The sequence below is a fragment of the Microbacterium sp. SGAir0570 genome, assembly GCF_005491085.2.
In the GTDB taxonomy this organism is placed as follows: domain Bacteria; phylum Actinomycetota; class Actinomycetes; order Actinomycetales; family Microbacteriaceae; genus Microbacterium; species Microbacterium arborescens.
The window spans coordinates 1,731,305-1,755,400 of the sequence record NZ_CP027929.1 but is presented as its reverse complement, the minus strand read 5'-3'; the positions used below and the strand labels follow the sequence as shown (position 1 = coordinate 1,755,400).

The following is a 24,096-nucleotide window of genomic DNA, read 5'->3' as shown; positions in this document are numbered from 1 at the left end:
CGCCCGGGCGATGCGCGGACGCTCGTAGAGTGGAACTGTGACGAACGCCGACCTCGAGACGCCCGCGGGCGACGAGATCGAGAACGCCCTCGAGGTACTCGCGGGACGTCGCATCGCGGTTCTCACCGGAGCCGGCGTGTCGACCGACTCGGGCATCCCGGACTACCGCGGCGCTGGAGCGCCGGTGCGGACGCCCATGACGGCACAGCAGTTCCTCGCGAGCGCTGACGCGCGTCGGCGGTACTGGGTGGGCAGCCACCTCGGCTGGCAGGCCTTCGCGGCGGCGCGACCGAACGACGGGCATGCGGCGCTGGCGGATCTCGAGCGGTCCGGCGTCGTCACGGGCGTCATCACGCAGAACGTCGACGGTCTGCATCTGCGGGCCGGAAGCAGCCGGGTGGTCGAACTGCACGGAACGATGCGACGCGTCTTCTGCCTGCATTGCGGTCAGGTCTTCGACCGGCGCGATCTGGCCGAGCGCGTGGAACGGGACAATCCGTGGATCACGGTTCCCGAGAACGTCGAGCTGGGCCCCGACGGCGACGTCCTGCCCGCGACGAGCGACGGCTTCATCGTGCCCACGTGCACGGTCTGCGGGGGCATGCTGAAACCGGATGTCGTCTTCTTCGGCGAGTTCGTACCGCGAGAGAAGTTCGCGGAGGCCGAGCAGCTCGTGCGCACGAGCGAGGCCCTCATCGTCGCCGGGTCGTCGTTGGTGGTCAACTCCGGCGTCCGGCTCGTCGAGCGCGCCCGACGACGCAAGCTGCCGGTGGTGATCGTCAACCGCGGCGCTACGAGGTCGGACCCCAAAGCGACCGTCAAGATCGATGACGGCACGAGCCGGGTCCTGCGCGTCTTCGCCGACGCCCTCGCGTCGCGGCACTGAGGTCGAGGTCCGGCGCAGGCCCGCGTAGGGTCGAAGGGTGACCATTCTGACCCTCGTGCGCCACGGCGAGACCGACTGGAACCGCGAACGCCGGATCCAGGGCTCCACCGACATCCCGCTCAACGACACCGGCCGTGAGCAGGCCCGCGCGGTCGCGGTCTCCCTACGGGAGTCGATCGCCGGCGATGCGGTCGTGGCCTCGAGCGACCTGTCGCGAGCGGCCGAGACGGCGCGGATCATCGCTGACGGGCTGGGTGCCCCAGCGCCGCGCACCTATCCGGAGCTGCGGGAGCGCGGCTACGGAGATGCCGAGGGCGTGGGGGTCGAGGAGTTCCATGCACGCTGGGGCGAATGGGCCGTGGCCGACGTGCCGAACGCGGAGCCGTGGCCGGTGGTCCGCGCGCGGGCGCTGCGCGGGCTCGAGCGAGCCGTCCGGGATGCGCGTGCCGCCACGGCGCCGACCGCGGTGCCGCTGATCGTCGTTGCCCACGGCGCGCTCATCCGCGAGGTCATCCGGCATGCCACCGCGGAGGAGTTCCCGTTGCAGGAAGTCCGGCTCGCCAACGGCTCGGCGCACACGTTCGTCATGGAGCGCGAGCGCCTGCGCCTCATCGACTCCCCCGCGCTCGCGCCGCTCTGAGCGCCCGCGCCCGCCGATTGCCGACCTGTTCCGGAGCCGGGCTCGGAGCGGTGTATCGTCCAGCATCATGACCATGCACGACCGCGTCGATCTCGCGCTGCTCGAAGCCCTTGCCGACGACCCCCGCGCGACCGTGGTAGCGCTCGCCGAGCGCCTGCGGATGTCACGCAACACGGTCCAGGCGCGCATGGCGCGGCTGGAGCAGTCGGGCGTGTTCCTCTCGTACGAGCGGTCGATCTCGATGCGCGCTCTCGGCTTCCCGATCGAGGCGCTCATCAGCGTCGTGCTCCGCCAACCCGAGCTCCCGCGTATCGCGCAGGAGCTCGCGACCATTCCCGAGGTGCTGCAGGCTCAGGGACTGAGCGGTCAGGTCGACCTGATGGTCCGCGTGGTCGCGCGCGACACGCAGCATCTGTTCGCCGTCGACGCGCGCATCCTCGCCATCGACGGGGTCGACCGCACGGAGACCTCGCTCATCATGGACGACGTGATCCCGCATCGGGTCAAGCCGCTGCTCGCTGAGGGGCGCGCGGGCTGACCTTCTCCGGCTCACGGTCGGCGTCGAGCCGCACGAGGACCACACCGACGAGGATGAGCGCCCCACCGACGAACTGGACCGGTGCGGGCGCCTCGGCCAGGAGCAGCCACGCGAAGCCCAGTGCGAACAGCACCTCCGAGAGGCCGATGAACGAGGCCAGACGCGATCCCGTGCGCGGCACCGCGGAGACCCCCAGGGCGTAGGCGGTCCCGGTGGCGGCGCCGACCCAGAGCAGGACGACGAGGGGCGGCAGCTGCATCCCGACGACGTCTGCGAGCACGCCGCTCGTTGCGAAGGGCAGGAATCCCGTGATGAGGAGCGTGCCGATGATCGCGCTCGCGACCACCATTCCTCCCGCGGCCAGGACGAGGGGCGGCAGCGTGTCGCCGGTGCGCTCGGCCATGACGAAGTAGACGCACGTGCAGAGGGCTGCGCCGAGCGCGAGGAGCGTGCCCCAGAAATCGAAACGAGCCCCGGCGATGTCGACGACCAGCACCAGCCCCGCCATGGCGACGACGGAGCCGGCGATCACCGTCCGTGACGGTCGGCGGCGGGTGGTGAGCCAGACCCAGATCACCAGGAGCACGGGCGCGAGGTATTGGATGAGGAGGGCGACGGCGACCGGCATCCGCTGCATCGCCGAGAAGTAGAACAGCTGGCATCCGACGACGGGCATCGCGCCGAACGCGAGCAAGGCGAGCGCGTGCCGCCGCAGGAAGTGTCGCTCACGCGCGATCGCGCGGATGAGGAACGGCGACAACACCAGGGCCGCCACGCCGATCCGGACGAACAGCGCGGCGCCCAGTGACCAGCCGTTCTCGAGCAGCGGCTTCACGAGCGGACCGCTCGACGAGAAGGCCAGCGCCGAGGCGACGGCCATGGCCATGCCCGCCGTTCGCCTGCCGGCCAGGCTGGCGGGCGCCGTCTCCGGTGTGCCTGCGATGATGGGCAGGGGCGCGGTGGGATTGGTCATCGGCAGCCTCGATGGTCAGGGGTGAAAGTTATCTACACTCGTGACAGTAATGCTCGCTATCGTCAGGAGTCAACGTGGTCTTCATCCATGACACGGAATTGTCGCTGCGCGCGACGGCTGCGCTGGTCAACACGCTCCCTCTCACGAGCGCAGATGCCGCCGACACGCTCACCGACGGAGACGATCTGGATGCCTTCCTCAGCGAGTTCGCCTTCACCGGCGCGATCGTGCGCGACGACGCCGAGCTGCAGGCGATGCGCGGCATCCGGTCGCGCCTGCACGAGCTCTGGGAGCTCGACCGAGACTCTGCCGTCCCCCACGTCAACGCGATGCTGCGAGATGGTCGCGCCCAACCGCAGCTGGTGATCCACGACGGCTACGACTGGCACATCCATGCGACTCCCGACGACGCACCGCTGGCGACGCGCGTACTCGTGGAAGCCGGTATGGCTTTCGTCGACGTCATCCGCGCCGACGCATACGACCGTGTGCGGATCTGCTCCGCCGACGACTGCGCCGCGGTCTACGTCGACTTCTCGAAGAACGGCTCGAAGCGCTACTGCGACACGGGCAACTGCGGCAACCGCATGAACGTCAACGCGTACCGTCGTCGGAAGGCGCGAGAAACCGCTTGATCGCTGCGGCAGCCTCGCGGGGCTTCTCGTAATGGATGAGATGGCCCACACCGTCGATCTCGACGAGTTCGGCCGCAGGGAACAGCTCGCACAGCCGGCGTTCGGCCTCGATCGGGGTGATGTCGTCCTGAACGGCGGCGATGAGCAACGTCGGCTGCGGGATGCGCGGAGCGAACGCGCGGACGTCGTTGGAGACCGACGTCACGAACGCGTCGCGGAGGACGTCGCGATCGGCGAAGCTCGAGAAGTAGGTGTCGTGCTGCTCGTGGACGAACCGGCGCAGCGTCCGGTCGCGCGTCTTGACCATGGCCAGGCTCATCACTCGGACGATGAGGCGGTTGCGCAGCAGCGCCTCCCCCACTCGCCTCGGGAGGCGCGCCCCGACGTCGTAGTACCAGACGGCGAGTCGCGTGAAGACGCCGCGCGGCCCTTCGAGTGCGGGCGCGCCGATGGGGTTGATGAGAATCAGACGGGGAGCCGGGAGCCCGCCCGCCACCGCGGCGGAGGCGACGATGGAGCCGAATGAGTGGCCGACGACCACCGCGCCGGGAGCGGCCGCGGCCGCGAATTCAGTGAGCCAGTCGGCGTATGTCTCGAGGTCGTGTTCGCGTCCCGGTATCGCGGGTGTCTCTCCGAAGCCCGGCAAGTCGGGCATGATGACGCGCACGTCGCCGAGGTGCGCGACGACGGGCTCGAGCCCGTGGTGCTCCCCCCGGAAGCCGTGCACGGCCAGGAGTGTCTGAGGTGCATCGTCGCGCCCGTAGACCCAGTACGCGGTCGTTCCGCCGAGGACCTCGGTCTCGAGGCGGCGCACGGGGATGCGTGCGAGCAGGGAGTCGTACGGAGAGACGGTCGGCACCCGTCGAGTCTACGGATGCGGCGCGTCGGATCCTGCGTGTCCGACCCGGGCCGTAGCCTCGATTCCGTGGAGCCGGACCGCCCCCTCGTCGTCGCTACGCCCGAACTCGACCTGTGGCCTTGCACGGCACCTGAATGGTGCCAGGTCGTCGGGGTCTTCGATCTCGAGACGACGGGCGTCGACGTCGCGGCGGATCGCATCGTCACAGCGCACGTGGGCGTCCTCGACGCCGACGGCGCGCCCGTGCGGGCCGACAGCTGGCTGGCCGACCCGGGAATCGACATCCCCGATGGTGCGGCGGCGATCCACGGCATCACGACCGAGCACGCTCGCCGACACGGACGGCCCGCGTCAGACGTGATCACGGAGGTCGTCGCGGCTTTGCGCGGCCTGTTCGACGCCGGCATCCCGGTGGTGGCGTACAACGCGCCGTTCGACTTCTCGATGCTGAAGTACGAGGCCCTGCGCCACGGGATCGATCCGATCCTCTCGCCCTCCCCCGTCATCGACCCGCTCGTCATCGACAAACGGTACGACCGCTACCGCCGCGGGAAGCGCACCCTGTCTGTCGTCGCCGAGCACTACGCCGTCACGCTCACCGGGGCGCACGAGGCTTCCGCAGATGCGATCGCAGCGGGACGCGTCGCGCAGACTCTCGCCGAGCGGTTCGCCGACGGGATGCCGTCGACCGCGGCCGAGCTGCATACCCGCCAGATCGGCTGGGCCCGGGCTCAGGCGCAGAGTCTCACCGAATACTTCGTCAGCATCGGACGGATCGACGCCGACGTCGACGGGTCGTGGCCCATCCGCTGATAGGCAGGCGATCGGAGGCCCGATAGGCGAACGGCTGAGGCCGCCGCGAGGCGGCCCCGACCTGCGCGGCCGCCTCGCGGCGGGTGCGACGAGCCTCAGACCGCGGTCAGCTCCGCCGAGCGCTCGCGGGTGCGGATCGCGCGGTTGACGCATGACACGACGGCCTTGAGGCTCGCCGTCGAGATGTCGCCGTCGATACCGACGCCCCACAGGCGCTGGTCGTCGACCTGCAGCTCGACGTAGGCTGCCGCCTGGGCGTCGCCACCCGAGCTCAGCGTGTGCTCGACGTAGTCGTAGAGCGAGATGTCGAACCCGCGGTCGCGCAACACGGCGAGGAACGCCGCGATCGGGCCGTTGCCCACCCCCGACACTTCGTCGTGCTCGTCGCCGTCGCGAAGCGTCACGTCGAGGCGGACGTCGCCCGACATGTCGCTCTGGGTGCGGGTGCCCAGCAGCTCGAACCGGCCCCACTTGTCGTCGTCGGACGATGCCGGCAGGTACTCGTCGGTGAAGATCGACCAGATCTGCTCGCTCGTGACCTCGCCGCCCTCGGCATCCGTCTTCTCCTGCACGACTCCCGAGAACTCGATCTGCAGCTTCCGCGGCAGATCCAGAGCGTGGTCGGTCTTCAGCAGGTAGGCGACGCCGCCCTTGCCCGACTGCGAGTTCACCCGGATCACGGCCTCGTACGAGCGCCCGAGGTCCTTGGGGTCGACGGGCAGGTAGGGCACCGCCCATTCGATCTCGTCGACCGAGACGCCCTCGGCAGCCGCGCGCGCGGCCATGGCCTCGAACCCCTTCTTGATGGCGTCCTGGTGCGAGCCGCTGAACGCGGTGAAGACGAGGTCTCCGGCCCAGGGGCTCCGCTCGGGTACGGGCAGCTGGTTGCAGTACTCGACCGTGCGCTTGATGCCGTCGACGTCGCTGAAGTCGATCTGCGGGTCGATGCCCTGCGTGAACAGGTTGATGCCCAGCGCGACGAGGTCGACGTTGCCGGTGCGCTCCCCGTTTCCGAAGAGGCAGCCCTCGATACGGTCGGCGCCGGCCATGTAGCCGAGCTCCGCCGCGGCGATCGCCGTGCCGCGGTCGTTGTGCGGATGCAGCGACAGCACGACGTTCTCGCGATGCGCGAGGTGACGGCTCATCCACTCGATCGAGTCGGCGTAGACGTTCGGCGTGGCCATCTCGACGGTGGCGGGCAGGTTGATGATGACCTTGCGGTCGGGCGTCGGCTCGAAGATCTCGATGACCTGGTTGCAGACGTCGACGGCGAACTCGAGCTCGGTGCCCGTGTAGCTCTCGGGCGAGTACTCGTAATAGACGGCCGTCTCGGGGATGGTCTGCTCGTACTGGCGGCACAGGCGCGCGCCCTCGAGGGCGATGTCGATGATGCCCTGGCGGTCGGTGCGGAAGACGACCTCGCGCTGCAGGATGCTCGTCGAGTTGTACAGGTGGACGATCGCCTGCTTCGCGCCGGCGATCGCTTCGTACGTGCGCTTGATGAGGTGCTCGCGAGCCTGCGTCAGCACCTGGATCGTCACGTCGTCGGGGATCAGGCCGTCGTCGATCAGCTGGCGCACGAAGTCGAAGTCCGTCTGGCTGGCGCTCGGGAACCCGACCTCGATCTCCTTGTAGCCCATCTTCACGAGCAACTCGAACATCACGCGCTTGCGCTCGGGACTCATCGGGTCGATCAGCGCCTGGTTGCCGTCACGCAGGTCGACGGCACACCAGCGCGGCGCGGTCTCGATGCGCTTCGCGGGCCAGGTGCGATCGGGCAGATCGACGCGGATCTGCTCGTGGAACGGCCGGTACTTGTGAATCGGCATGCCCGAAGGCTTCTGGTTGTTCTCCATGGTCGTCTCGCTCTTCCTCTTCGGGTGTGGCGGGCCAACACGAAGCTCCGCGACGAGAGAGGCCCTAGAACGAGGACTCGTCGCGGCGACTAAGGAGGAGAAGTCGGCCGAAGCGCATGCGCCCAGGTTACACCCGCTCGCCGCCGGCGCGCACACGGGCGTGCCTCGCGTGAGACGAAGGCGACGTGCGCGACACTGTGGGGGTATGAGAACTGCGCGCGCGGGCTCGTCCGCCCTCCTGATGTGTGCGATCGCCCTGACTGCGGGCTGCGCCTCGACGCCCGCGGCTGGCCCGACCTCGCTCGACCCGGCGCCCCCGAGCAGCGAGGTCGTGGCTCAGGGGACGGTCCTCGACGATGGCGCCGGCGCCGAGCTCTGTCTCGGAGCGGTCGCGGAGTCGGCACCGCCGCAGTGCTCCGGGATCCCGCTCGAGGGGTGGGACTGGGCGTCGGTGACCGACGCGACAACGATGTCTGGCGCGACGTGGGGCGCCTACGCCGTCCAGGGACGTTACGACGGATCGTCGCTCACGGTGACCGCTTCGGCGGTTCCGCTGGCGCTGTACGACCCCATGCCGCTTCCCGATCCGACGGGCGGTGTGCCCGGCGCCGCGGACGACGCGACGCTGCGAGACGTCGAGCAGAGGGTGCACGACACCCTCGGTGACTCCGTGCTCGCCTCCGGGGCGTACGACGGCCGACTCTGGGTCACGGTCGTCTGGGACGACGGCACCCTGCAGGACGCCGCCGACGCCGAGTTCGGCGCGGACGTCGTCGTGATCCAGTCGGCGATGCGCGAGATCGGTTAGAACCCGAGACGTCCGAGCTGCTTCGGGTCGCGCTGCCACTCCTTCGCGACGCGGACGCGCAGCGAGAGGAAGACCCGCGTTCCCACGAGGGGTTCGATCTGCGCGCGCGCACGCGCGCCGACATCCGCGAGCCGCGACCCCTTGCGACCGATGATGATCGCCTTCTGGCTGTCGCGTTCGACGACGATGTTGGCGTACACGTCGGTCAGGTCGGAGCCCTCGCGCGGCGCCACATCCTCGATCGTGACGGCGATCGAGTGGGGCAGCTCGTCGCGGACGCCTTCGAGCGCGGCTTCGCGGATGATCTCGGCGATGCGGTCTTCCGTCGACTCATCCGTCACCACGTCGTCGGGGTACAGCGCCGGCCCTTCGGGCATCAGCCCGAGCAGCTCGTCGGCGAGCACGTCGAGCTGGTCCTCGGTGACGGCGGAGAGCGGGATGACCGCGGCCCAGTCCTCGCGGAGGCTGTCGACCTCCATGAGGCGCTCCATGATCTCGTCACGGGAGGCCAGATCGGTCTTGGTCACGATGGCGACCTTCTTGGCGCGCGGGTACCCGTCGAGCGAGGCGGCGATACGGCGGTCGCCGGGCCCGACCTTGTCGACGGCGGGTACGAGGAAGCCGATGACATCGACGTCACCGAGCACCTGCTCGACGAGGTCGTTCAGGCGCTGACCGAGAAGGGTCCGGGGCTTGTGGATACCGGGCGTGTCGACGATGACGAGCTGCCCACCGGGCCGGTTCAGGATGCCGCGGATCGCGCGCCGCGTCGTCTGGGGCTTGTCGCTCGTGATCGCGACCTTCTCCCCCACCAGTGCGTTCGTCAGCGTGGACTTCCCGACATTGGGGCGTCCGACGAAGGTCACGAACCCCGACCGGGTCTCTGCTGCGGTCATCTGCTGTCGTCTCCTCTTCGTGCCACGCGGACCTCTCCGGTCCGCGGGGGCGTCGTGTCGTCCGTCTCGTCGGCGGGGGCGCGTTCGACGAAGACGGTCGCGAGGCCCCGCCCGCGTCCGCGCGACACGCCGCCGGTGATGGTGATCCCGTCGACGGTCACGGTCGCGCCCGGCATCGGCACCCGCCCGAGCGTCTTTCCCAGCAGCCCGCCGACGGAGTCGACGTCGTCGTCGTCGAGCTCGATGCCGAACAGCTCGCCGACCTCATCCAGGCCCAGGCGCGCGCTCACGCGGTAGCGGCCGGGCTCGAGCTCGACGACCTCGGCTGCGCCACGGTCGTATTCGTCGGCGATCTCACCCACGAGCTCTTCGATGAGGTCCTCGAGGGTGATGAGACCGGCGACGCCGCCGTATTCGTCGACCACGAGGCACACGTGGACGGCATCCCGCTTCATCTGCTGCAGCAGCGATTCGGCCCGCATCGACTCGGGGACGAAGACCGCGGGGCGAGCGACTCTGCCGACGGGAACATCGCGCCACCCGGTGGCCTCGCCGTAGGAGAACTGCACGAGGTCCTTGAGGTAGACGACTCCCACGATGTCATCGCGCTCGTCGTCGGTGACGGGGACCCGCGACACGCCGCGCTCGAGGAAGAGCGCGAGCGCTTCGTGGGTCGTCGCCGTCTGCGGCACCGTCACCATGTCGGTGCGAGGCACCATCACGGCACGCACGAGTGTGTCGGTGAAGTCGAATACCGAGTGGATGAGGTCGCGATCATCGGCTTCGATGAGGTCCTGCGACACCGCTTCGTCGACCATGCTCAAGAGCTGTTCCTCCGAGGCGAAAGACGTGCCGCGGGCAACCCCCGGCGTCACCCGATTGCCCACGATCACCAGGAGATGCGCTAGGGGGCCGAGCACGATCCGTGCGCCGCGCACGATCGGGGCGCACGCCATGAGGAGGCCCCGGGCGTGCTGACGGCCGACCGATCGCGGACTCGCACCGACCAGGACGAACGACACCGCCGTCATGAGGAGGGCGGCGACGAGGATCGCCCACCACAGGTTCTCGAGCGCCAGCGTCAGCGCGGCGGTGACGAAGACCGCTGCGGTCGACTCGGCGAGGATGCGGATGAACACGACGGCGTTGGCGTGGGCCGTGGTGTCGTCGGCGATGCGGCGGAGGGCCTGCTGTCGTCGGCTCGACTCGGCCCAGTCAGCGAGGTCCGCCCGTGAGGTGACACCGAGCGCGGCGTCGAGAGCGGCCATCAAGCCCCCGAGCGCGACGAGGAACACCGCGCCGAGGACGAGGAGGAAGACGGTCACGCGCGGCGGCGCTCGCTCGCGTGGAAGGCCGAGATCAGCTCGCGCTGAAGTCCGAACATCTCGCGCTCCTCTTCCGGCTCGGCGTGGTCGAATCCCAGCAGATGCAGCAGTCCGTGCGTCGTCAGGAGGATGAGCTCGTCGAGTGTGGTGTGACGCGCGGCCTGCGCCTGCGCCTCGGCGACCTGCGGGCACAGCACGATGTCGCCGAGGAGTCCCGGCGGGGTGGGTGCGTCCTCGGTCCCCGGGCGCAGCTCGTCCATGGGGAAGCTCAGCACGTCGGTGGGTCCGGGCTCGTCCATCCACTGCACGTGCAGAGACTCCATGGCGCCCTCGTCGACGAGGAGGATGGCGAGGTCGGCGTCCGGGCTGACGTTCAGCTGCGCGAGGTTGTGCTCGGTCAGCCGCAGCAGCACGGTCTCGTCGACGGAGACGCCGGATTCGTTGGTGATCTCGATGGTCATGAGCGTCCTCGTTTCGGGAGTCGGTCGCGCGGACCGGCGGGCCGTGTCGCGGTGCGCCGCTCGGCCCGGTTGGCGAACTCACTCGCCTCGTCGCGCTCACGGCGGGCGGCGAGACGCTGCTCGTCGTACTCGCTGTACGCGTCGACGATGCGGCCGACGAGCGTGTGTCGAACGACGTCGTCGCTCGTGAGGGTCGCGAAGTGGATGTCGTCGATGTTCTTCAGAACACGCGTCACGGTTCGGAGCCCCGATGTTCCCTGAGGAAGGTCCACCTGCGTGATGTCGCCGGTGACGACCATGCGCGTACCGAACCCGAGACGCGTGAGGAACATCTTCATCTGCTCGGGGGTGGTGTTCTGGGCCTCGTCGAGCACCACGAACGAGTCGTTCAGGGTGCGTCCGCGCATGTACGCCAGCGGGGCGACCTCGATCGTGCCCGTGGCCATGAGCTTGGGGACCAGCTCGGGATCGAGCATCTCGTTGAGGGCGTCGTAGAGCGGCCGCAGGTAGGGATCGATCTTGTCGGTGAGGGTGCCGGGAAGGAACCCCAGGCGCTCGCCCGCTTCGACGGCGGGACGCGTCAGGATGATGCGATTGACCTCCTTGCGCTGCAGGGCCTGCACCGCCTTGGCCATCGCGAGGTACGTCTTTCCGGTTCCGGCCGGACCGATGCCGAAGACGATCGTGTTCTCGTCGATCGCGTCGACGTAGGCCTTCTGACCGAGGGTCTTGGGGCGGATGACCTTGCCGCGCGAGGACAGAATCGCCTCGCCCAGCACCTCGGAAGGACGGGGCCCCTCATCGCCGCTCCGGCGCTGGAGGATGCGGCTGGACGTCGTGACATCGCTCGGGTCGAGCCCCTGCCCGGCGCGAGCCATGGCGATCAGCTCGTCGACGAGCGATCGGGCCGCGGCGACGGCATCCGCCGTTCCGGTGAGGGTGATCTCGTTGCCGCGAACCAGGACGTCGACGTCGGGGTGCTCCCGCTCGACGACGCGCAGGAGACGGTCTTGGGGTCCGAGCAGCTGGACCATGGCGACACCGTCGGCGAGGATCGTCGCGACGGCGGGTTCGGAAGCATCAGCCACCGAGGCTCCCTTCGGAGAGGCAACCGGCGAGGACGTGGGCGTGAACGTGGAACACGGTCTGTCCCGCTCCGGGGCCGGTGTTGAAGATCAGTCGGAAGTCGCCGTCGGAGTGTTCGGCGGCGACGGCGTTGGCGAGCCCCACGAGTTCGCTGAGGAGGTCGGGATCGCCTGCGGCGAGCTCGACGACCGTGCGGTAGCGCTCGGTCTTGGGGATCACGAGGAGGTGGACGGGCGCCTGCGGTGCGATGTCGCGGATGGCGAACGCGTTCTCTGTCTCCGCGATGATCTCGGAGGGGATCTCGCCGCGGAGGATGCGCGTGAAGACAGACGGTTCGCTCATGCGTTCAGTCTATCGACGGGGCCCGGCGACGGGACGGACGGCTCGGCGTCACCAGCGCCCCAGGGCGACGTTGACGACGCCGAGCGCGGCGGGACCGGCCGTGGAGGTCCGCAGGACCGTGTCGCCCAAGCGCACCGTGAGTGCACCGGCGGCGACGAGCGCGTCGAGCTCATCGGCTGCGAACCCACCCTCCGGACCGACCACCAGAGACACGTCGCCGTCGCTCAGCTCGACATCGCTCAGTCGCCGCGTCGCCGTCGGCTCGAGCACCAGCACCCGCTCGGAACCGCACCGCGCCGCGATGTCGGAGGTCGACACGGGGGCTGCGACGACGGGCAGCCAGGCGCGATGCGCCTGCTTCGCCGCCTCGCGCGCGATGGTCGCCCATCGCTGCACACCGCGCTCGACCTTCGGCCCGTTCCACCGCGAGACGCTTCGACCAGCCTGCCAGGGGATGATCGCATCGACACCCAGCTCGGTGCAGGCCTGCACCGCGAGCTCGTCGCGATCGCCCTTTGCGAGCGCCTGGATCAGCGTCACACGCCGTGCGGGCGCGGGGTGCTCGACGCGAGAGATCACGTCGATGCGCACCAGCTTGGGGTCGGCCGCCGTGACGCTTCCCTCCAGCCAGGCTCCCGCGCCGTCGCCGACGGTCACCGCCTCACCGACCCGCACGCGTCGCACGCCCGCCGCGTGGTGTGCTTCGGCGCCGGTGAGCTCGACGGACTCGCCCGGCCGTGCGATGAGCGGCGGGTCGACGAGGAAGTGCAGAGCCATGGGGTCAGCTGTTCCGGAAGCGATCGCGGAGCTTGGCGAAGAGACCCTGGTGGAACTCGGCGAGCTGCGGAGCCGGAGACTTCGTACGCTTCTTCAGCTCCTCGATGAGCGCCCGTTCCTTCGCGTCGAGGCGCGTCGGGGTGACGACGTGGACGCCGACACGCAGGTCTCCGCGCGTCGAGCCGCGAAGCGGGGTGATCCCGCGACCCTTGATGGTGAGGACATCGCCGGACTGGACGCCCGGACGCAGCTCGAGATCGACGGGACCGTCGAGCGAATCGATCGTCGTCGTGGCGCCCAGGACGGCGTCGGGCATCGACACCTCGAGCGTGGCGAGCAGGTCGTCGCCCTCGCGGCTGAACACGTCGTGCGGAGCGACCGTGACCTCGAGGTAGAGGTCGCCGTTGGGGCCGCCGGCCGGGCCGACCTCGCCGGATCCGGGAAGCTGCAGGCGCAGTCCCGTCTCGACGCCGGCGGGGATGTCGAGCGAGACGGTCCGGCGCGCCCGGACGCGTCCCTGCCCCTGGCAGGTCGTGCACGGGTACGGGATCGTCGTGCCGTAGCCCTGGCAGACATTGCAGGGCTGCGACGTCACGACGTTGCCCAGGAGGCTGCGCACGGTGCGCTGCACGTTGCCCGCGCCGTGGCAGACGTCGCAGGTCACCGGCTGCGTTCCGGGCTGACAGCACGAGCCCTGGCACGTGTCGCAGAGCACCGCGGTGTCGACCTCGATGTCGCGATGCACGCCGAACACGACGTCGCCCAGCTCGAGCGTGACCCGGACGAGGGCGTCCTGCCCGCGTTCGCGTCGGGAGCGCGGGCGCCCGGCACGACCACCGCCTCCGGCGCCGCCGCCAAAGAAGGTCTCGAAGATGTCGCTGAATCCGCCGAAGCCCGCGGCTCCGCCGAAGCCCCCGGCGGAGTCGCCGCCCATGTCGTAGCGCTGACGCTGTTCGGGGTCGCTGAGGACGTCGTAAGCGTGTGTGACGAGCTTGAACCGCTCGGACGCATCCTCGCCCGGGTTCACGTCGGGGTGCAGTTCTCGTGCCAGGCGTCGGTACGCCTTCTTGATCTCGTCGGGCGACGCGTCGCGCGCGACGCCCAGGACCTCGTAGTGGTCAGCCACGGATCGCCTTTCCGCCCGGAGGGGCGTGGGTGGGTGGGGGTCAGCGGGACTTCTCGTCTTCGTCGAGGAGCCGGCTGAGGTAATGCGCGACGGCGCGGACCGTCGCGAGGTTCGTCGGGTAGTCCATACGGGTGGGGCCCATGAGCCCGACCCGGGCGCGCGAGCCCGGGACGTCGTAGTCGCTCGTGACGACCGACGCCTCGGACAGCCCGTACGGCTCGTTCTCGCGGCCGATACGGGCTGCGACGCCACGGTCGTCGGCGACCATCTCGCCCATGAGCCTGAGCAGAGTCACCTGCTCCTCGATGGCCTCGAGGAGCGGGTAGATGCTTCCGCGGAAGTCGGCCTCGCGGCGGGCGAGGGTGGCCGTTCCAGCCATCACGAGCCGGTCCTGGCGGAACGTCTCGAGCTCTTCGACGAGGATCCGAGCGATCTCCCGCACCGCGTCGCCGATCGGATCGCCGACCGAGTCACCCTCCGCGAGCGCCGAGACGGCGGTGACCGCATCGCGAACGGCCGCGCCGGTGACGGCCGCGCGCAGCGTCGCCTTGGCCACGGCGAACTGCCCTTCATCGAGCACGGTCCGCACGACTCCCACGCGCTGCGAGACGCGGCCGGTATCGGTCACGACGATGACGACGAGACGTCCGCCGCCGAGGTCGACCAGCTCGAGGTGCGACACCTGGGCGCGGGCGAACGACGGATACTGCACCATCGCGACCTGGCCGGTCAGCTGGGTGAGAGCGCGCACGGTGCGGACGAGAAGGTCGTCGAGGTCGGTCGGGCCGTCGAGGAAGGTCGTGATCGCCGCGCGCTGGGCCGCGCTCAGAGGACGCAGCCCCGCCAGGTGATCGACGAAGACGCGGTATCCCTTGTCGGTCGGGACGCGTCCGGATGACGTGTGGGGCGCTGCGATGAGCTCCTCGTCCTCGAGGAGCGCCATGTCGTTGCGGATCGTCGCGGCCGAGACGCCGAAGGCGTGGCGTTCGACGATCGATTTGCTTCCCACGGGCTCGCGGGTGTCGACATAGTCCTGCACGATCGCCCGCAGCACCTGCAGTCCGCGCTCTGAGACCATGTCCGTCACCTCCTGTTTGGCACTCGATGTCTGCGAGTGCCAATTCTACCGCGTGGGCGACGCGGCGCGTCTCCTCGCGATCACTCCGTGAGCGCGCGCACGACCGCATCGGCCATGAGACGTCCGCGCCGGGTGAGGACGACGCGACCGCGTACGGCTGCGGCGCCTTCGATGAGACCGTCGGCGATGAGGGAGGCCACGGACGGGCGTGCCTCGGCGTCCAGATCGTCGATCGCGAGTCCGTCGATGATCCGCGAACGCAGGAGCACGGACTCCAGACGACGGGCATCGGCATCGGGGCGCTCGCGTCCGGCCGCGGGTGAATCGCCTGCTGCAAGACGCTGAGCGTATGCGGCCGGGTGCTTGACGTTCCACCATCGCAGGCCCGCGAGGTGGCTGTGGGCGCCCGGTCCGTATCCCCACCAGTCGGTTCCCCGCCAGTAGGCGAGATTGTGGCGCGAGCGCTGGTCGGCCGACCGGGCCCAGTTCGAGACCTCGTACCAGGAGAAGCCGGCGACGGCGAGTCGGTCATCGGCCAGTTCGTACATGTCGGCCTGCAGGTCGTCGTCGGGCGCGGGCACCTCGCCGCGGCGGATCTGCCGCTCGAGACGGGTGCCCTCCTCGATGATCAGCGCGTAGGCGGACACATGGTCGGGCTCGAGCGCTACCGCGGTGTCGACCGAGCGCCGCCAGTCGTCGAGGCTCTCCCCCGGCGCACCGTAGATCAGGTCGACCGAGACGTCGAGTCCGGCTCCCCGCGCGGCGGCGACGGCGGTGGACACGTTCGCGGGGTCATGCGTGCGATCGAGCGCGGCCAGCACGTGCGGTACGGCGGACTGCATGCCGATCGACAGGCGCGTCACACCGGCCGCGGCCAACTCGTCGGCGACCCGCGCGCTCATCGTGTCCGGGTTGGCCTCGACGGTGACCTCCGCCCCGGCGGCGATGCCGAAGGTGTCACGTACTCCCCGCAGCATCCGCGCGAGGTCGCCGGCGGGAAGCAGCGTGGGGGTGCCGCCGCCGAAGAACACCGTCTGCGCCGGACGGCGGGGGCCGCGCTCGTCGATCACGGACGCCGACAGCGCGATCTCGCGCAGCACCTCGTCGGCGTACGCGTCCTGCCGCGCGCCCCGCAGCTCGGTGGCCGTGTAGGTGTTGAAGTCGCAGTATCCGCACCGGACCCGGCAGAAGGGGACGTGCAGGTAGACCCCGAAGGGCACGTCGGGGTCGATGACGAGGTCGTCCGGTAGGGTGCCGCCGGCCGGCACCGGATCACCGATCGGCAGTGCCGCCCCCATCAGGCGCCGGGCGTCGCGTACAGCGGCGAGATCGCGCGGAGATATCCCTGGAAGAGCAGTCGGCGCCGACGGCGGACGAGCCCCTTCAGCATGCGGTAGGCCAAGGCGGTCGGGCGGTCGAACGCTCGCACGACGAACCAGACCTCGTCGTTATCGCGCCACTCCAGGAGGAACGACTCCTCGCCGCTGACGACGGAACCGCCGACGGTTCCGAGGGCGAACGCCACCCGGCGCGGCTCTTCGTCGACGAAGATCACGCGCAGTTCGGCATCCGCGCTCTGGCCCGCGACCCGGCCGTGGACCTGGAGCTTGGTTCCGGCTCCGACGTACGGGGTGCCGTCCGCGGCGAAGCGCTGCTCGTGCTCCATGCTGCTGGGAGCGACGGCGTTGCCCTGATCGTCGAATGCGACGCCGGTGTACATCGGTCCCGAGGCGGGCCGCACGTCGGCGACACGCAGACCCGCCCCGCGGAGCGCGGCCCACGACATGAGAAGGTCGGCGGCGGTGTCGAAGCGTGCCTGCCCGCTGCCGATCCGCCAGGCGTCTTCGGCCGGGATGCTGTGCTCCGGCGGATACGCCATGAGGTCGTGGGCGCGCGTGGCACCGACCGCCGCGTAGTCGACGGTCTCGTCTCGGAAGGTCCCGCGTCGCTGATGCATGGGTCTCCTCGTTGCTCCCGGAAGGGCTACTTCTTGTCCTTGCCCTCGACGTCACCCGACAGAGCGGCGATGAAGGCCTCCTGCGGAACCTCGACGCGACCGACCATCTTCATGCGCTTCTTGCCCTCTTTCTGCTTCTCGAGGAGCTTGCGCTTACGCGTGATGTCACCGCCGTAGCACTTGGCGAGGACGTCCTTGCGGATCGCCCGGATGTTCTCGCGGGCGATGATCCGCGCGCCGATGGCGGCCTGGATCGGCACTTCGAACTGCTGGCGCGGGATGAGTTTGCGCAGGCGCTCGGTCATCATCGTGCCGTAGGCGTAGGCCTTCTCGCGGTGCACGATCGAGCTGAACGCATCGACCTTCTCGCCCTGGAGGAGGATGTCGACCTTCACCAGGTCGGCGGTCTGCGATCCGGCGGGCTCGTAGTCGAGGCTCGCGTAGCCCTGCGTGCGCGACTTGAGGTGGTCGAAGAAGTCGAAGACGATCTCGCCCAGCGGCATGTTGTAGCGCAGCTCGACGCGGTCCTCGCTCAGGTAGTCCATGCCGAGGAGCGTGCCGCGACGCGACTGGCAGAGCTCCATGACCGTGCCCACGTAGTCCTTCGGGGCGAGGATGCCGACCTTCACGACCGGCTCGGACACCTCGGCGACGCGGCCGTCGGGGTATTCGCTCGGGTTGGTCACCACGACGGTCTCACCCGTGTCGGTCGCGACCTCGTAGGTCACCGACGGTGCCGTCGTGATGAGGTCGAGACCGAACTCGCGCGACAGGCGCTCGGTGATGATCTCGAGGTGAAGCAGCCCGAGGAAGCCGCAGCGGAATCCGAAACCGAGCGCGACCGAGGTCTCCGGCTCGTACTGGAGCGACGCGTCCGACAGCTTGAGCTTGTCGAGGGCCTCGCGCAGGTCGCCGTAGTCGCTGCCGTCGATCGGGTAGATGCCCGAGAACACCATCGGCTTGGGGTCGGTGTATCCCGGCAGCGCCTCGGATGCCGGCTTCCGGTGGTTGGTGATGGTGTCGCCGACCTTGGACTGGCGGACGTCCTTCACACCGGTGATCAGGTAGCCGACCTCCCCGACGCCGAGCCCCTTCGTGGGGATCGGCTCGGGGCTCGACACGCCGATCTCGAGCAGCTCGTGCGTCGCGCGCGTGGACATCATCTGGATGCGCTCGCGCGGTTCGAGCTTGCCGTCGACCATGCGGACGTAGGTGACGACGCCGCGGTAGGCGTCGTAGACCGAGTCGAAGATCATCGCGCGCGCCGGCGCCTCGGGATCGCCGACGGGTGCGGGGATGCGGTCGACGATGCGATCCAGCAGATCCTCGACGCCCATCCCGGTCTTGCCGCTGACGCGGAGCACGTCTTCGGGGTCGCCGCCGATCAGGTTCGCGAGCTCGGCCGCGTACTTCTCGGGGTCTGCCGCCGGCAGATCGATCTTGTTGAGGACGGGGATGATCTGCAGGTCGTTCTCGAGGGCGAGATAGAGGTTGGCGAGGGTCTGCGCCTCGATGCCCTGTGCGGCGTCGACGAGCAGGATGGCTCCTTCGCACGCGGCGAGAGAGCGGCTGACCTCGTAAGTGAAGTCGACGTGCCCGGGCGTGTCGATCATGTTCAGCGCGAACGTGCCGGAGTCTTTCGACCACGGCATCCGCACCGCCTGGCTCTTGATCGTGATGCCGCGCTCGCGCTCGATGTCCATACGGTCGAGGTACTGGGCGCGCATGTCGCGGTCGGCGACGACGCCGGTGATCTGCAGCATCCGGTCGGCCAGCGTCGACTTGCCGTGGTCGATGTGGGCGATGATGCAGAAGTTGCGGATGAGCTCGGGCGGCGTTGCGGCAGGCGCGAGCGGCTGGAGTGCGCGCGGAGACATGTCCCGGGAAGTCTACCCGGGGCGGCGCGAGGGCACTGCCGCCGACCCTCGCGCGCGGGAGAATACGAGGTCGAAGCTCGGACACGCCAGCATTCTGTCCGGTGATAAACAATTAACCATTCCGCTACTTGCCGAACACATCGGTGACGTCGAATGCTCATTGCGGCGGCCGGTGGTTGCGCGATATCCCCCGCGCCCGGTCCGCCCCGGGAGAGCACCGTGATCACAGCAGCCCCTGTCGCGCCCGCGCGACGACCCTGGCACAGATGGGTGGCCTCCAGCGCCGCCCTCGCGATCGTGACGGGAGGTGTGGGGTGGGCAGCGATGCCCGCGAGTGCCGCGGTCAGCGCCGGCGCGCCCGTCGTGATCAACGAGGTCTACGGCGGTGGTGGCAACAACGGCGCACCGCTGAACCGCGACTTCATCGAACTGCGCAACACCTCGGATGCCGCCGTGTCGCTCGATGGCTGGAGCGTCCAGTACGCGTCGAGCACGGGCTCCAACTGGCAGGTGACCACTCTGGCGGGTGCCACCATCGAGCCCGGCGGGCACCTGCTGATCGGCCAGGCCGTCGGAGGCGACGCGGGGCTGACGGGCTTCACGGCCGACATCGAGGGATCCATCCCGATGAGCGGCACGCAGGGCAAGGTCGCGCTCGTGAACTCGACAGCCGCGCTCAGCGGCGGATCGGGCCTCGCGCAGAACGACACGGTCGTCGACTACGTCGGGTGGGGCAACGCCACTGATTTCGCCGGTTCCGGCGCGGCACCGGCGACGACCAACGCGACGAGCATCGCCCGTGACGACGTCGCCGGAAACACCGCCGACAACCGGACCGACTTCGCTGCCGGAGCGCCGACGCCCCAGGGCAAGGCCGGCACGACCCCCGAGCAGCCTGGGGAGCCCGCCGTGGTCTCGATCGGCGACATCCAGGGCCCTGGCGACACCACCCCGCTCGCGGGCGCCACCGTGACGACTGAGGGTGTCGTCACCGCCCACTACGCCACGGGGGGCTACAACGGCTACGTCATTCAAACCGCCGGCAGCGGCGGAGCCTACGACCCGGAGCGTGCCTCCTCCGACGCCGTCTTCGTATACACGCGCACGGCCCAGGTGGCTGACGAGGTCGCACTCGGCGACAACGTGCGGGTCACGGGTGTGGCGGGCGAGTTCAACGGGCTCACGCAACTCGCTGTCTCTCCCGGCTCCGCGGAGCGGCTCGATACGGAGGCCGTGGCTCCCGTGCCGGTGACTCTCGCGGAATGGCCGCGTGCCGTCGCTGCGCGCGAGGCGCTCGAGTCGATGCTCGTCGAGGTCGACGAGCCGTTCACCATCAGCAACACCTACACCACCGGCCAGTACGGCGAGGTGGGTCTGGCGACCGGCGGCTCGCCGCTGCGCCAGCCGACGGATGCCGCCCGCCCGGGATCGGCCGAGGCCGCGGCGGTCGCGGCCGACAACCTCGCGCGTGGAGTCGTGCTCGACGACGGTGGCTCCATCAATTTCGCGGAGCGCAACCGCGACACCGGCCGACTGCTGAACGGCGACCTGATCCCCGCGTACCTGTCGCTCGATGAGCCGCCCGTGGTGGGTGGCAGCGCGACCCTGAGCGGCGCATATGTCCTGGATTACCGCAACAACACCTGGAAGCTCAACCCGACGCAGTTCCGCGTCGGCGACGCCACGGGCGCAGGCGACCAGGTCCTGTTCTCCATCGATCGCCCTGCTGCTCCGGCAGCGGTCGGCGGCGATCTCAGCGTGGCATCGTTCAACGTTCTGAACTACTTCACGACGCTGGGGGTCGACGACAGCGACTGCGCCGCCTACACGGATCGCACCGGTGAGGGCGTGAACGTGCAGGGCGGCTGCGATCAGCGCGGAGCATGGGACGCCGATGACCTCGAGCGTCAGCAGGCGAAGATCGTCGCCGCGATCAACGCCCTGGACGCCTCTGTGGTGGGTCTGATGGAGATCGAGGACTCCGCCGCGCTCGGCGAGACCGCCGATGAAGCGACGGCTTCGCTGGTCGCGGCGTTGAACGCGGCGTCGGAGCCGGGCAAATGGGCCTATGTTCCCTCGTCGACCGAGCTGCCCGCGGCATCCCTCCGGGACGTCATCACCAACGCGATCATCTACCAGCCTGCGCTCGTCGAGCGCGTCGGCGATGCTCGCGCTCTGGGCACGCTATCGGCCGACGGACAGGCCTTCGGAAACGCTCGCGAGCCGATCGCACAGACCTTCGTTCCGGTGAACGGCGGCGAGGCTTTCCTTTTCGTCGTCAACCACTTCAAGTCGAAGGGATCGGCTGGGCCGTGGCCGGGTGATGAGGAGGACCCGAACGGTCAGGGCCGGTCGAACGAGTCGCGAGTGCGCCAGGCGACGGCGCTGGCCGAGTGGGTGCCGAGCATCCAGGGTGACACTGACGCCGTGTTCCTCGTCGGTGACTTCAATTCCTACACCTACGAAGACCCCATCGAGGTGCTGCGCGGCGCCGGCTATGAGTCGGCCGAAGTTGCCCTCGGCATCGAGAAGTCGAGTTACTCGTTCTCGGGGCTCGCCGGCTCGCTCGATCACATCCTGATGAACGGTGCCGCGCGCGAGCGCGCGACCGGCGGCGACATCTGGAACATCAACTCCGGTGAGCCGCTCTCGTTCGAGTACAGCCGCTACAACAACCATGGCGCCCTGTTCTACGACGACGGCCCCTACCGCTCCTCCGACCACGATCCGGTGAAGGTGGGCCTCTCGGCCGAGGCATCGGCCCCGGTCGAGCCGATCGACCTGACGCTGCTCGGAATCAACGACTTCCACGGGCGCATCACCGGCGTCACGCCGGCCAAGCCCGCCGAGGGCACGGTGGAGGCCCAGCCCGAGGTTCCGGGAACCGTCGGTTTCGCCGGAACGATCGAGGAATTGCGTGCCGCCGCACCCGACGCTGTGCTGCTGTCGGCCGGCGACAACATCGGGGCTTCCCTCCCGGCGTCCTCCCTGGCGCAGGACGAGCCGACGATCGACGTCCTGAACGCTCTCGATCTGCGGGCGAGCGCCGTGGGCAACCACGAGTTCGATCGCGGCTTCGCCGACCTGCGCGACCGCGTCATCCCGCGCGCCGACTTCTCGCACCTCGGGGCGAACGTCTACGCCGCCGGCACGACCGACCCGCAGTTCGACGAGTACGAGCTCGTCGAGTCGCAGGGCCTCACGATCGGCGTCATCGGCGTCGTGACGGAGGAGACCGCGTCGCTGGTGAGCGGCGCGGGCATCGCCGGTCTCGACTTCGGCGACCCTGTCGAAGCGGTCAACCGCGTCGCAGCCGACCTCACCGACGGCTCCGGCGACCAGGCCGACGTCATCGTCGCGCTCTATCACGAGGGTGCGGCCGACAGCGCCTCGGACGCCAGCCTCGATGAGGCCGTCGCCGACAGTGCGGTGTTCGCCCGCATCGTCAACGAGACCTCCCCCGAGGTGGACGCGATCTACACCGGTCACACGCACAAGCTCTACGCGTGGTCGGCGCCGATCCCGGGAACGGACCGGACTCGTCCGATCGTCCAGACCGGCTCGTACGGCGAGTTCGTCGGCAAGGTCGTCCTTTCTGTCGATCCCACGAGCGGCGAGGTCGTCTCGCACACGCAGGAGAACGTCGGACAGACCAAGACCCCCGCCGCCGACCTGATCGCGACGTACCCGCGCGTGGCCGAGGTCGACGAGATCGTCCGGCAGGCGCTCGCGGACTTCGCTGAGATCGGCAACACGCCGGTCGCGACGATCTCCGCCGACATCACCAGCGCGTACTCGGGCGGGTCGTACGCCGACGGCGCCTACGCCGGCGGCAAGCGCGACGATCGAGCGTCGGAGTCCTCGCTCGGAAATCTCGTCGCGGAGTCGATCCGATCGAACCTCGCCAACCTGCCGAACGGCGCGCAGATCGGCGTGACCAACTCGGGCGGTCTCCGGGCCGACCTGTTCGACACGCAGGCCGAATTCGGCGCCAACGCGGTCGCGGGCGTGTCGGACGGCACGATCACCTGGGGGCAGGCGTACGCCGTGCTGCCGTTCAACAACACGATGGCCCTCGTGACCCTGACGGGAGCCGACTTCGTGCGCGTTCTCGAGCAGCAGTGGCAGCGCGACAAGGACGGCAACGTGCCGTCGCGTCCCTACCTGCAGCTGGGCCTGTCCGACAACGTGACCTACACGTTCGACGACACCCGCCCGGAGGGCAGCCGGATCACCTCGGTCACGGTCGACGGGCAGCCGCTCGACCTCGACGCCGAGTACCGCATCGGCACGCTCTCGTTCCTCGCGTCCGGCTCGGGAGACAACTTCCGCGCCTTCTCCGCGGGCACCGACTACGTCGACACCGGGTTCCTCGACCACGAGGCCTGGATCGAGTACCTCGGCGCGAAGCAGCCCGTCGCGCCCTCGTTCACGAAGCACGCCGTGCGTGTCCAGGGCGTCCCCGAGACCGCGGCCGCGGGCTCGACACTCGAGCTGACCGTGTCGAACCTCGACATGACGAGCCTCGGTGCACCCCAGAACGGCGCGGTGGATGTGTCTCTCGGCGGCGACGTCATCGCGACCGCACCGGTCGCGGGAGGAAGCGCGGTCGTGTCGGTGCCGCTTCCGGCCGACCTCCCGGACGGCGTCGCCGAGCTCGTCCTGACGACGGATGCCACGGAGACGACGGTCATGATCCCGGTCCGGATCGGCGAGCCGAGCACCGAGCCGGGTACCGACCCGGGCGCGGCGGCGTGGGCGCAGGTCGAGCTCTCCACGACCCGGGTGGAGCAGGGCGGGTTCATCGATGTGCGGGTCTCGGGCCTCGAGCCCGGCCAGCGGATCGGCGCGACCCTGTTCAGCGAGCCGATCGAGGTACGCGGCATCCCGGCCGCCGACGGCGCCGGTGTGACGTCCTTCCGGGTGTCCATTCCCGGGGACTTCGCGGTGGGAGCGCACACGCTGCGGATCTCCACGTCCGGCGAGGAGCCGCTGGAGTTCGCGATCACCGTCGTGCGCTCCGGGCAGCTCGCGGTGACCGGCGCGGAGACGCCGCTGGGCGTTCTGCTCGCGGGAGCGATGCTCCTCGTCGCGGGCGGCGTCATCGCGGTGACACGGCGACGGGGTGCCGCCTCGGAGCGATGAGCTCGCACGCACGCTGAT

At 69.5% G+C, this 24,096-nt stretch carries 21 protein-coding genes; 7 read left to right on the top strand and 14 right to left on the bottom strand.

The window, feature by feature from the left end:
- Positions 1–37: 37 nt before the first annotated feature.
- The 3 genes from C1N74_RS08395 to C1N74_RS08385 all read left to right on the top strand — a co-directional run bounded on the left by C1N74_RS08395 (position 38) and on the right by C1N74_RS08385 (position 2,064).
- Positions 38–886 carry a Sir2 family NAD-dependent protein deacetylase gene (locus C1N74_RS08395; protein WP_023950715.1) on the top strand — a complete coding sequence of 283 codons (849 nt, stop codon included), beginning with the start codon at positions 38–40 and terminating at the stop codon, positions 884–886.
- 37 nt (positions 887–923) lie between these two features.
- Positions 924–1,526, top strand: a complete 603-nt coding sequence (locus C1N74_RS08390) for a histidine phosphatase family protein (RefSeq protein ID WP_137750348.1) — start codon at positions 924–926, stop codon at positions 1,524–1,526.
- A 67-nt stretch (positions 1,527–1,593) separates the two neighbouring features.
- Positions 1,594–2,064, top strand: a complete 471-nt coding sequence (locus tag C1N74_RS08385; RefSeq protein WP_036304578.1) for an Lrp/AsnC family transcriptional regulator — start codon at positions 1,594–1,596, stop codon at positions 2,062–2,064.
- On the opposite strand, the gene C1N74_RS08380 is transcribed toward C1N74_RS08385, so the two are convergent.
- Positions 2,030–3,037: a DMT family transporter gene (locus C1N74_RS08380; RefSeq protein WP_088379960.1), complete on the bottom strand. Its 1,008-nt coding sequence runs from the start codon at positions 3,035–3,037 to the stop codon at positions 2,030–2,032. The genes C1N74_RS08385 and C1N74_RS08380 overlap by 35 nt on opposite strands.
- Positions 3,038–3,111: 74 nt before the next feature.
- On the opposite strand from C1N74_RS08380, the gene C1N74_RS08375 reads away from it, so the two are divergent.
- Complete coding sequence (locus C1N74_RS08375) at positions 3,112–3,672, top strand: CGNR zinc finger domain-containing protein (protein ID WP_023950723.1); 561 nt, start codon at positions 3,112–3,114, stop codon at positions 3,670–3,672.
- On the opposite strand, the gene C1N74_RS08370 is transcribed toward C1N74_RS08375, so the two are convergent.
- Positions 3,632–4,531: an alpha/beta fold hydrolase gene (locus C1N74_RS08370; RefSeq protein ID WP_137750347.1), complete on the bottom strand. Its 900-nt coding sequence runs from the start codon at positions 4,529–4,531 to the stop codon at positions 3,632–3,634. The two genes, C1N74_RS08375 and C1N74_RS08370, sit on opposite strands and share 41 nt — an antisense overlap.
- Positions 4,532–4,642: 111 nt before the next feature.
- On the opposite strand from C1N74_RS08370, the gene C1N74_RS08365 reads away from it, so the two are divergent.
- On the top strand, positions 4,643–5,344 hold the full coding sequence (locus C1N74_RS08365) for a 3'-5' exonuclease (protein WP_036304865.1): 702 nt from the start codon (positions 4,643–4,645) through the stop codon (positions 5,342–5,344).
- A 95-nt stretch (positions 5,345–5,439) separates the two neighbouring features.
- Here C1N74_RS08365 and leuA read toward each other — a convergent pair whose 3' ends face one another.
- Positions 5,440–7,200 carry a 2-isopropylmalate synthase gene (gene leuA / locus C1N74_RS08360; RefSeq protein ID WP_064956567.1) on the bottom strand — a complete coding sequence of 587 codons (1,761 nt, stop codon included), beginning with the start codon at positions 7,198–7,200 and terminating at the stop codon, positions 5,440–5,442.
- A gap of 205 nt (positions 7,201–7,405) precedes the next feature.
- Between leuA and C1N74_RS08355 the strand changes: the two genes are divergently transcribed.
- On the top strand, positions 7,406–8,008 hold the full coding sequence (locus tag C1N74_RS08355) for a hypothetical protein (protein WP_071918097.1): 603 nt from the start codon (positions 7,406–7,408) through the stop codon (positions 8,006–8,008).
- Here the strand turns inward: C1N74_RS08355 and era are convergent.
- The 11 genes from era to lepA all read right to left on the bottom strand — a co-directional run bounded on the left by era (position 8,005) and on the right by lepA (position 18,933).
- Positions 8,005–8,904: a GTPase Era gene (gene era, locus C1N74_RS08350; protein WP_023950732.1), complete on the bottom strand. Its 900-nt coding sequence runs from the start codon at positions 8,902–8,904 to the stop codon at positions 8,005–8,007. The two genes, C1N74_RS08355 and era, sit on opposite strands and share 4 nt — an antisense overlap.
- A complete protein-coding gene (locus C1N74_RS08345; protein WP_023950733.1) occupies positions 8,901–10,229 on the bottom strand; it encodes a hemolysin family protein in 1,329 nt (442 codons plus the stop codon). The genes era and C1N74_RS08345 overlap by 4 nt, the downstream gene beginning before the upstream one ends.
- Positions 10,226–10,690 carry an rRNA maturation RNase YbeY gene (ybeY, locus tag C1N74_RS08340; RefSeq protein ID WP_023950734.1) on the bottom strand — a complete coding sequence of 155 codons (465 nt, stop codon included), beginning with the start codon at positions 10,688–10,690 and terminating at the stop codon, positions 10,226–10,228. The genes C1N74_RS08345 and ybeY overlap by 4 nt, the downstream gene beginning before the upstream one ends.
- Complete coding sequence (locus C1N74_RS08335) at positions 10,687–11,724, bottom strand: PhoH family protein (RefSeq protein WP_233494928.1); 1,038 nt, start codon at positions 11,722–11,724, stop codon at positions 10,687–10,689. The genes ybeY and C1N74_RS08335 overlap by 4 nt, the downstream gene beginning before the upstream one ends.
- 46 nt (positions 11,725–11,770) lie before the next feature.
- A complete protein-coding gene (locus C1N74_RS08330; protein WP_137750346.1) occupies positions 11,771–12,118 on the bottom strand; it encodes an HIT domain-containing protein in 348 nt (115 codons plus the stop codon).
- Between the two features lie 48 nt (positions 12,119–12,166).
- Positions 12,167–12,895 (bottom strand): 16S rRNA (uracil(1498)-N(3))-methyltransferase, encoded by a 729-nt coding sequence (locus tag C1N74_RS08325; protein ID WP_137750345.1) that lies wholly within the window; start codon positions 12,893–12,895, stop codon positions 12,167–12,169.
- 4 nt (positions 12,896–12,899) lie between these two features.
- Positions 12,900–14,021 carry a molecular chaperone DnaJ gene (dnaJ, locus tag C1N74_RS08320; protein ID WP_064956572.1) on the bottom strand — a complete coding sequence of 374 codons (1,122 nt, stop codon included), beginning with the start codon at positions 14,019–14,021 and terminating at the stop codon, positions 12,900–12,902.
- Positions 14,022–14,061: 40 nt separating this feature from the next.
- A complete protein-coding gene (gene hrcA / locus C1N74_RS08315; RefSeq protein ID WP_023950742.1) occupies positions 14,062–15,099 on the bottom strand; it encodes a heat-inducible transcriptional repressor HrcA in 1,038 nt (345 codons plus the stop codon).
- Between the two features lie 80 nt (positions 15,100–15,179).
- Positions 15,180–16,397, bottom strand: a complete 1,218-nt coding sequence (hemW, locus tag C1N74_RS08310) for a radical SAM family heme chaperone HemW (protein ID WP_137750344.1) — start codon at positions 16,395–16,397, stop codon at positions 15,180–15,182.
- The gene (locus tag C1N74_RS08305; protein WP_137750343.1) at positions 16,397–17,056 is read right to left on the bottom strand and encodes a DUF1990 family protein; all 660 of its coding nucleotides are present in this window, start codon (positions 17,054–17,056) and stop codon (positions 16,397–16,399) included. Before C1N74_RS08305 ends, hemW begins: the two co-directional genes overlap by 1 nt.
- Before the next feature lie 26 nt (positions 17,057–17,082).
- Positions 17,083–18,933 (bottom strand): translation elongation factor 4, encoded by a 1,851-nt coding sequence (gene lepA / locus C1N74_RS08300; protein WP_023950748.1) that lies wholly within the window; start codon positions 18,931–18,933, stop codon positions 17,083–17,085.
- A 270-nt stretch (positions 18,934–19,203) separates the two neighbouring features.
- Here lepA and C1N74_RS08295 point away from each other — a divergent pair, with 270 nt between their 5' ends.
- Positions 19,204–24,078 carry an ExeM/NucH family extracellular endonuclease gene (locus C1N74_RS08295; protein WP_258317895.1) on the top strand — a complete coding sequence of 1,625 codons (4,875 nt, stop codon included), beginning with the start codon at positions 19,204–19,206 and terminating at the stop codon, positions 24,076–24,078.
- Positions 24,079–24,096 lie beyond the last annotated feature (18 nt).

What these genes read in the sequence shown, in the direction of transcription:
- C1N74_RS08385 (WP_036304578.1), top strand. Translation starts at nt 1,594, where the DNA reads ATGACCATGCACGACCGCGTCGATCTCGCGCTGCTCGAAGCCCTTGCC.
- C1N74_RS08380 (WP_088379960.1), bottom strand. Translation starts at nt 3,037, where the DNA reads ATGACCAATCCCACCGCGCCCCTGCCCATCATCGCAGGCACACCGGAG.
- leuA (WP_064956567.1), bottom strand. Translation starts at nt 7,200, where the DNA reads ATGGAGAACAACCAGAAGCCTTCGGGCATGCCGATTCACAAGTACCGG.
- C1N74_RS08355 (WP_071918097.1), top strand. Translation starts at nt 7,406, where the DNA reads ATGAGAACTGCGCGCGCGGGCTCGTCCGCCCTCCTGATGTGTGCGATC.
- era (WP_023950732.1), bottom strand. Translation starts at nt 8,904, where the DNA reads ATGACCGCAGCAGAGACCCGGTCGGGGTTCGTGACCTTCGTCGGACGC.
- ybeY (WP_023950734.1), bottom strand. Translation starts at nt 10,690, where the DNA reads ATGACCATCGAGATCACCAACGAATCCGGCGTCTCCGTCGACGAGACC.
- C1N74_RS08335 (WP_233494928.1), bottom strand. Translation starts at nt 11,724, where the DNA reads ATGGTCCAGCTGCTCGGACCCCAAGACCGTCTCCTGCGCGTCGTCGAG.
- C1N74_RS08330 (WP_137750346.1), bottom strand. Translation starts at nt 12,118, where the DNA reads ATGAGCGAACCGTCTGTCTTCACGCGCATCCTCCGCGGCGAGATCCCC.
- C1N74_RS08325 (WP_137750345.1), bottom strand. Translation starts at nt 12,895, where the DNA reads ATGGCTCTGCACTTCCTCGTCGACCCGCCGCTCATCGCACGGCCGGGC.
- hrcA (WP_023950742.1), bottom strand. Translation starts at nt 15,099, where the DNA reads ATGGTCTCAGAGCGCGGACTGCAGGTGCTGCGGGCGATCGTGCAGGAC.
- hemW (WP_137750344.1), bottom strand. Translation starts at nt 16,397, where the DNA reads ATGGGGGCGGCACTGCCGATCGGTGATCCGGTGCCGGCCGGCGGCACC.
- C1N74_RS08305 (WP_137750343.1), bottom strand. Translation starts at nt 17,056, where the DNA reads ATGCATCAGCGACGCGGGACCTTCCGAGACGAGACCGTCGACTACGCG.
- lepA (WP_023950748.1), bottom strand. Translation starts at nt 18,933, where the DNA reads ATGTCTCCGCGCGCACTCCAGCCGCTCGCGCCTGCCGCAACGCCGCCC.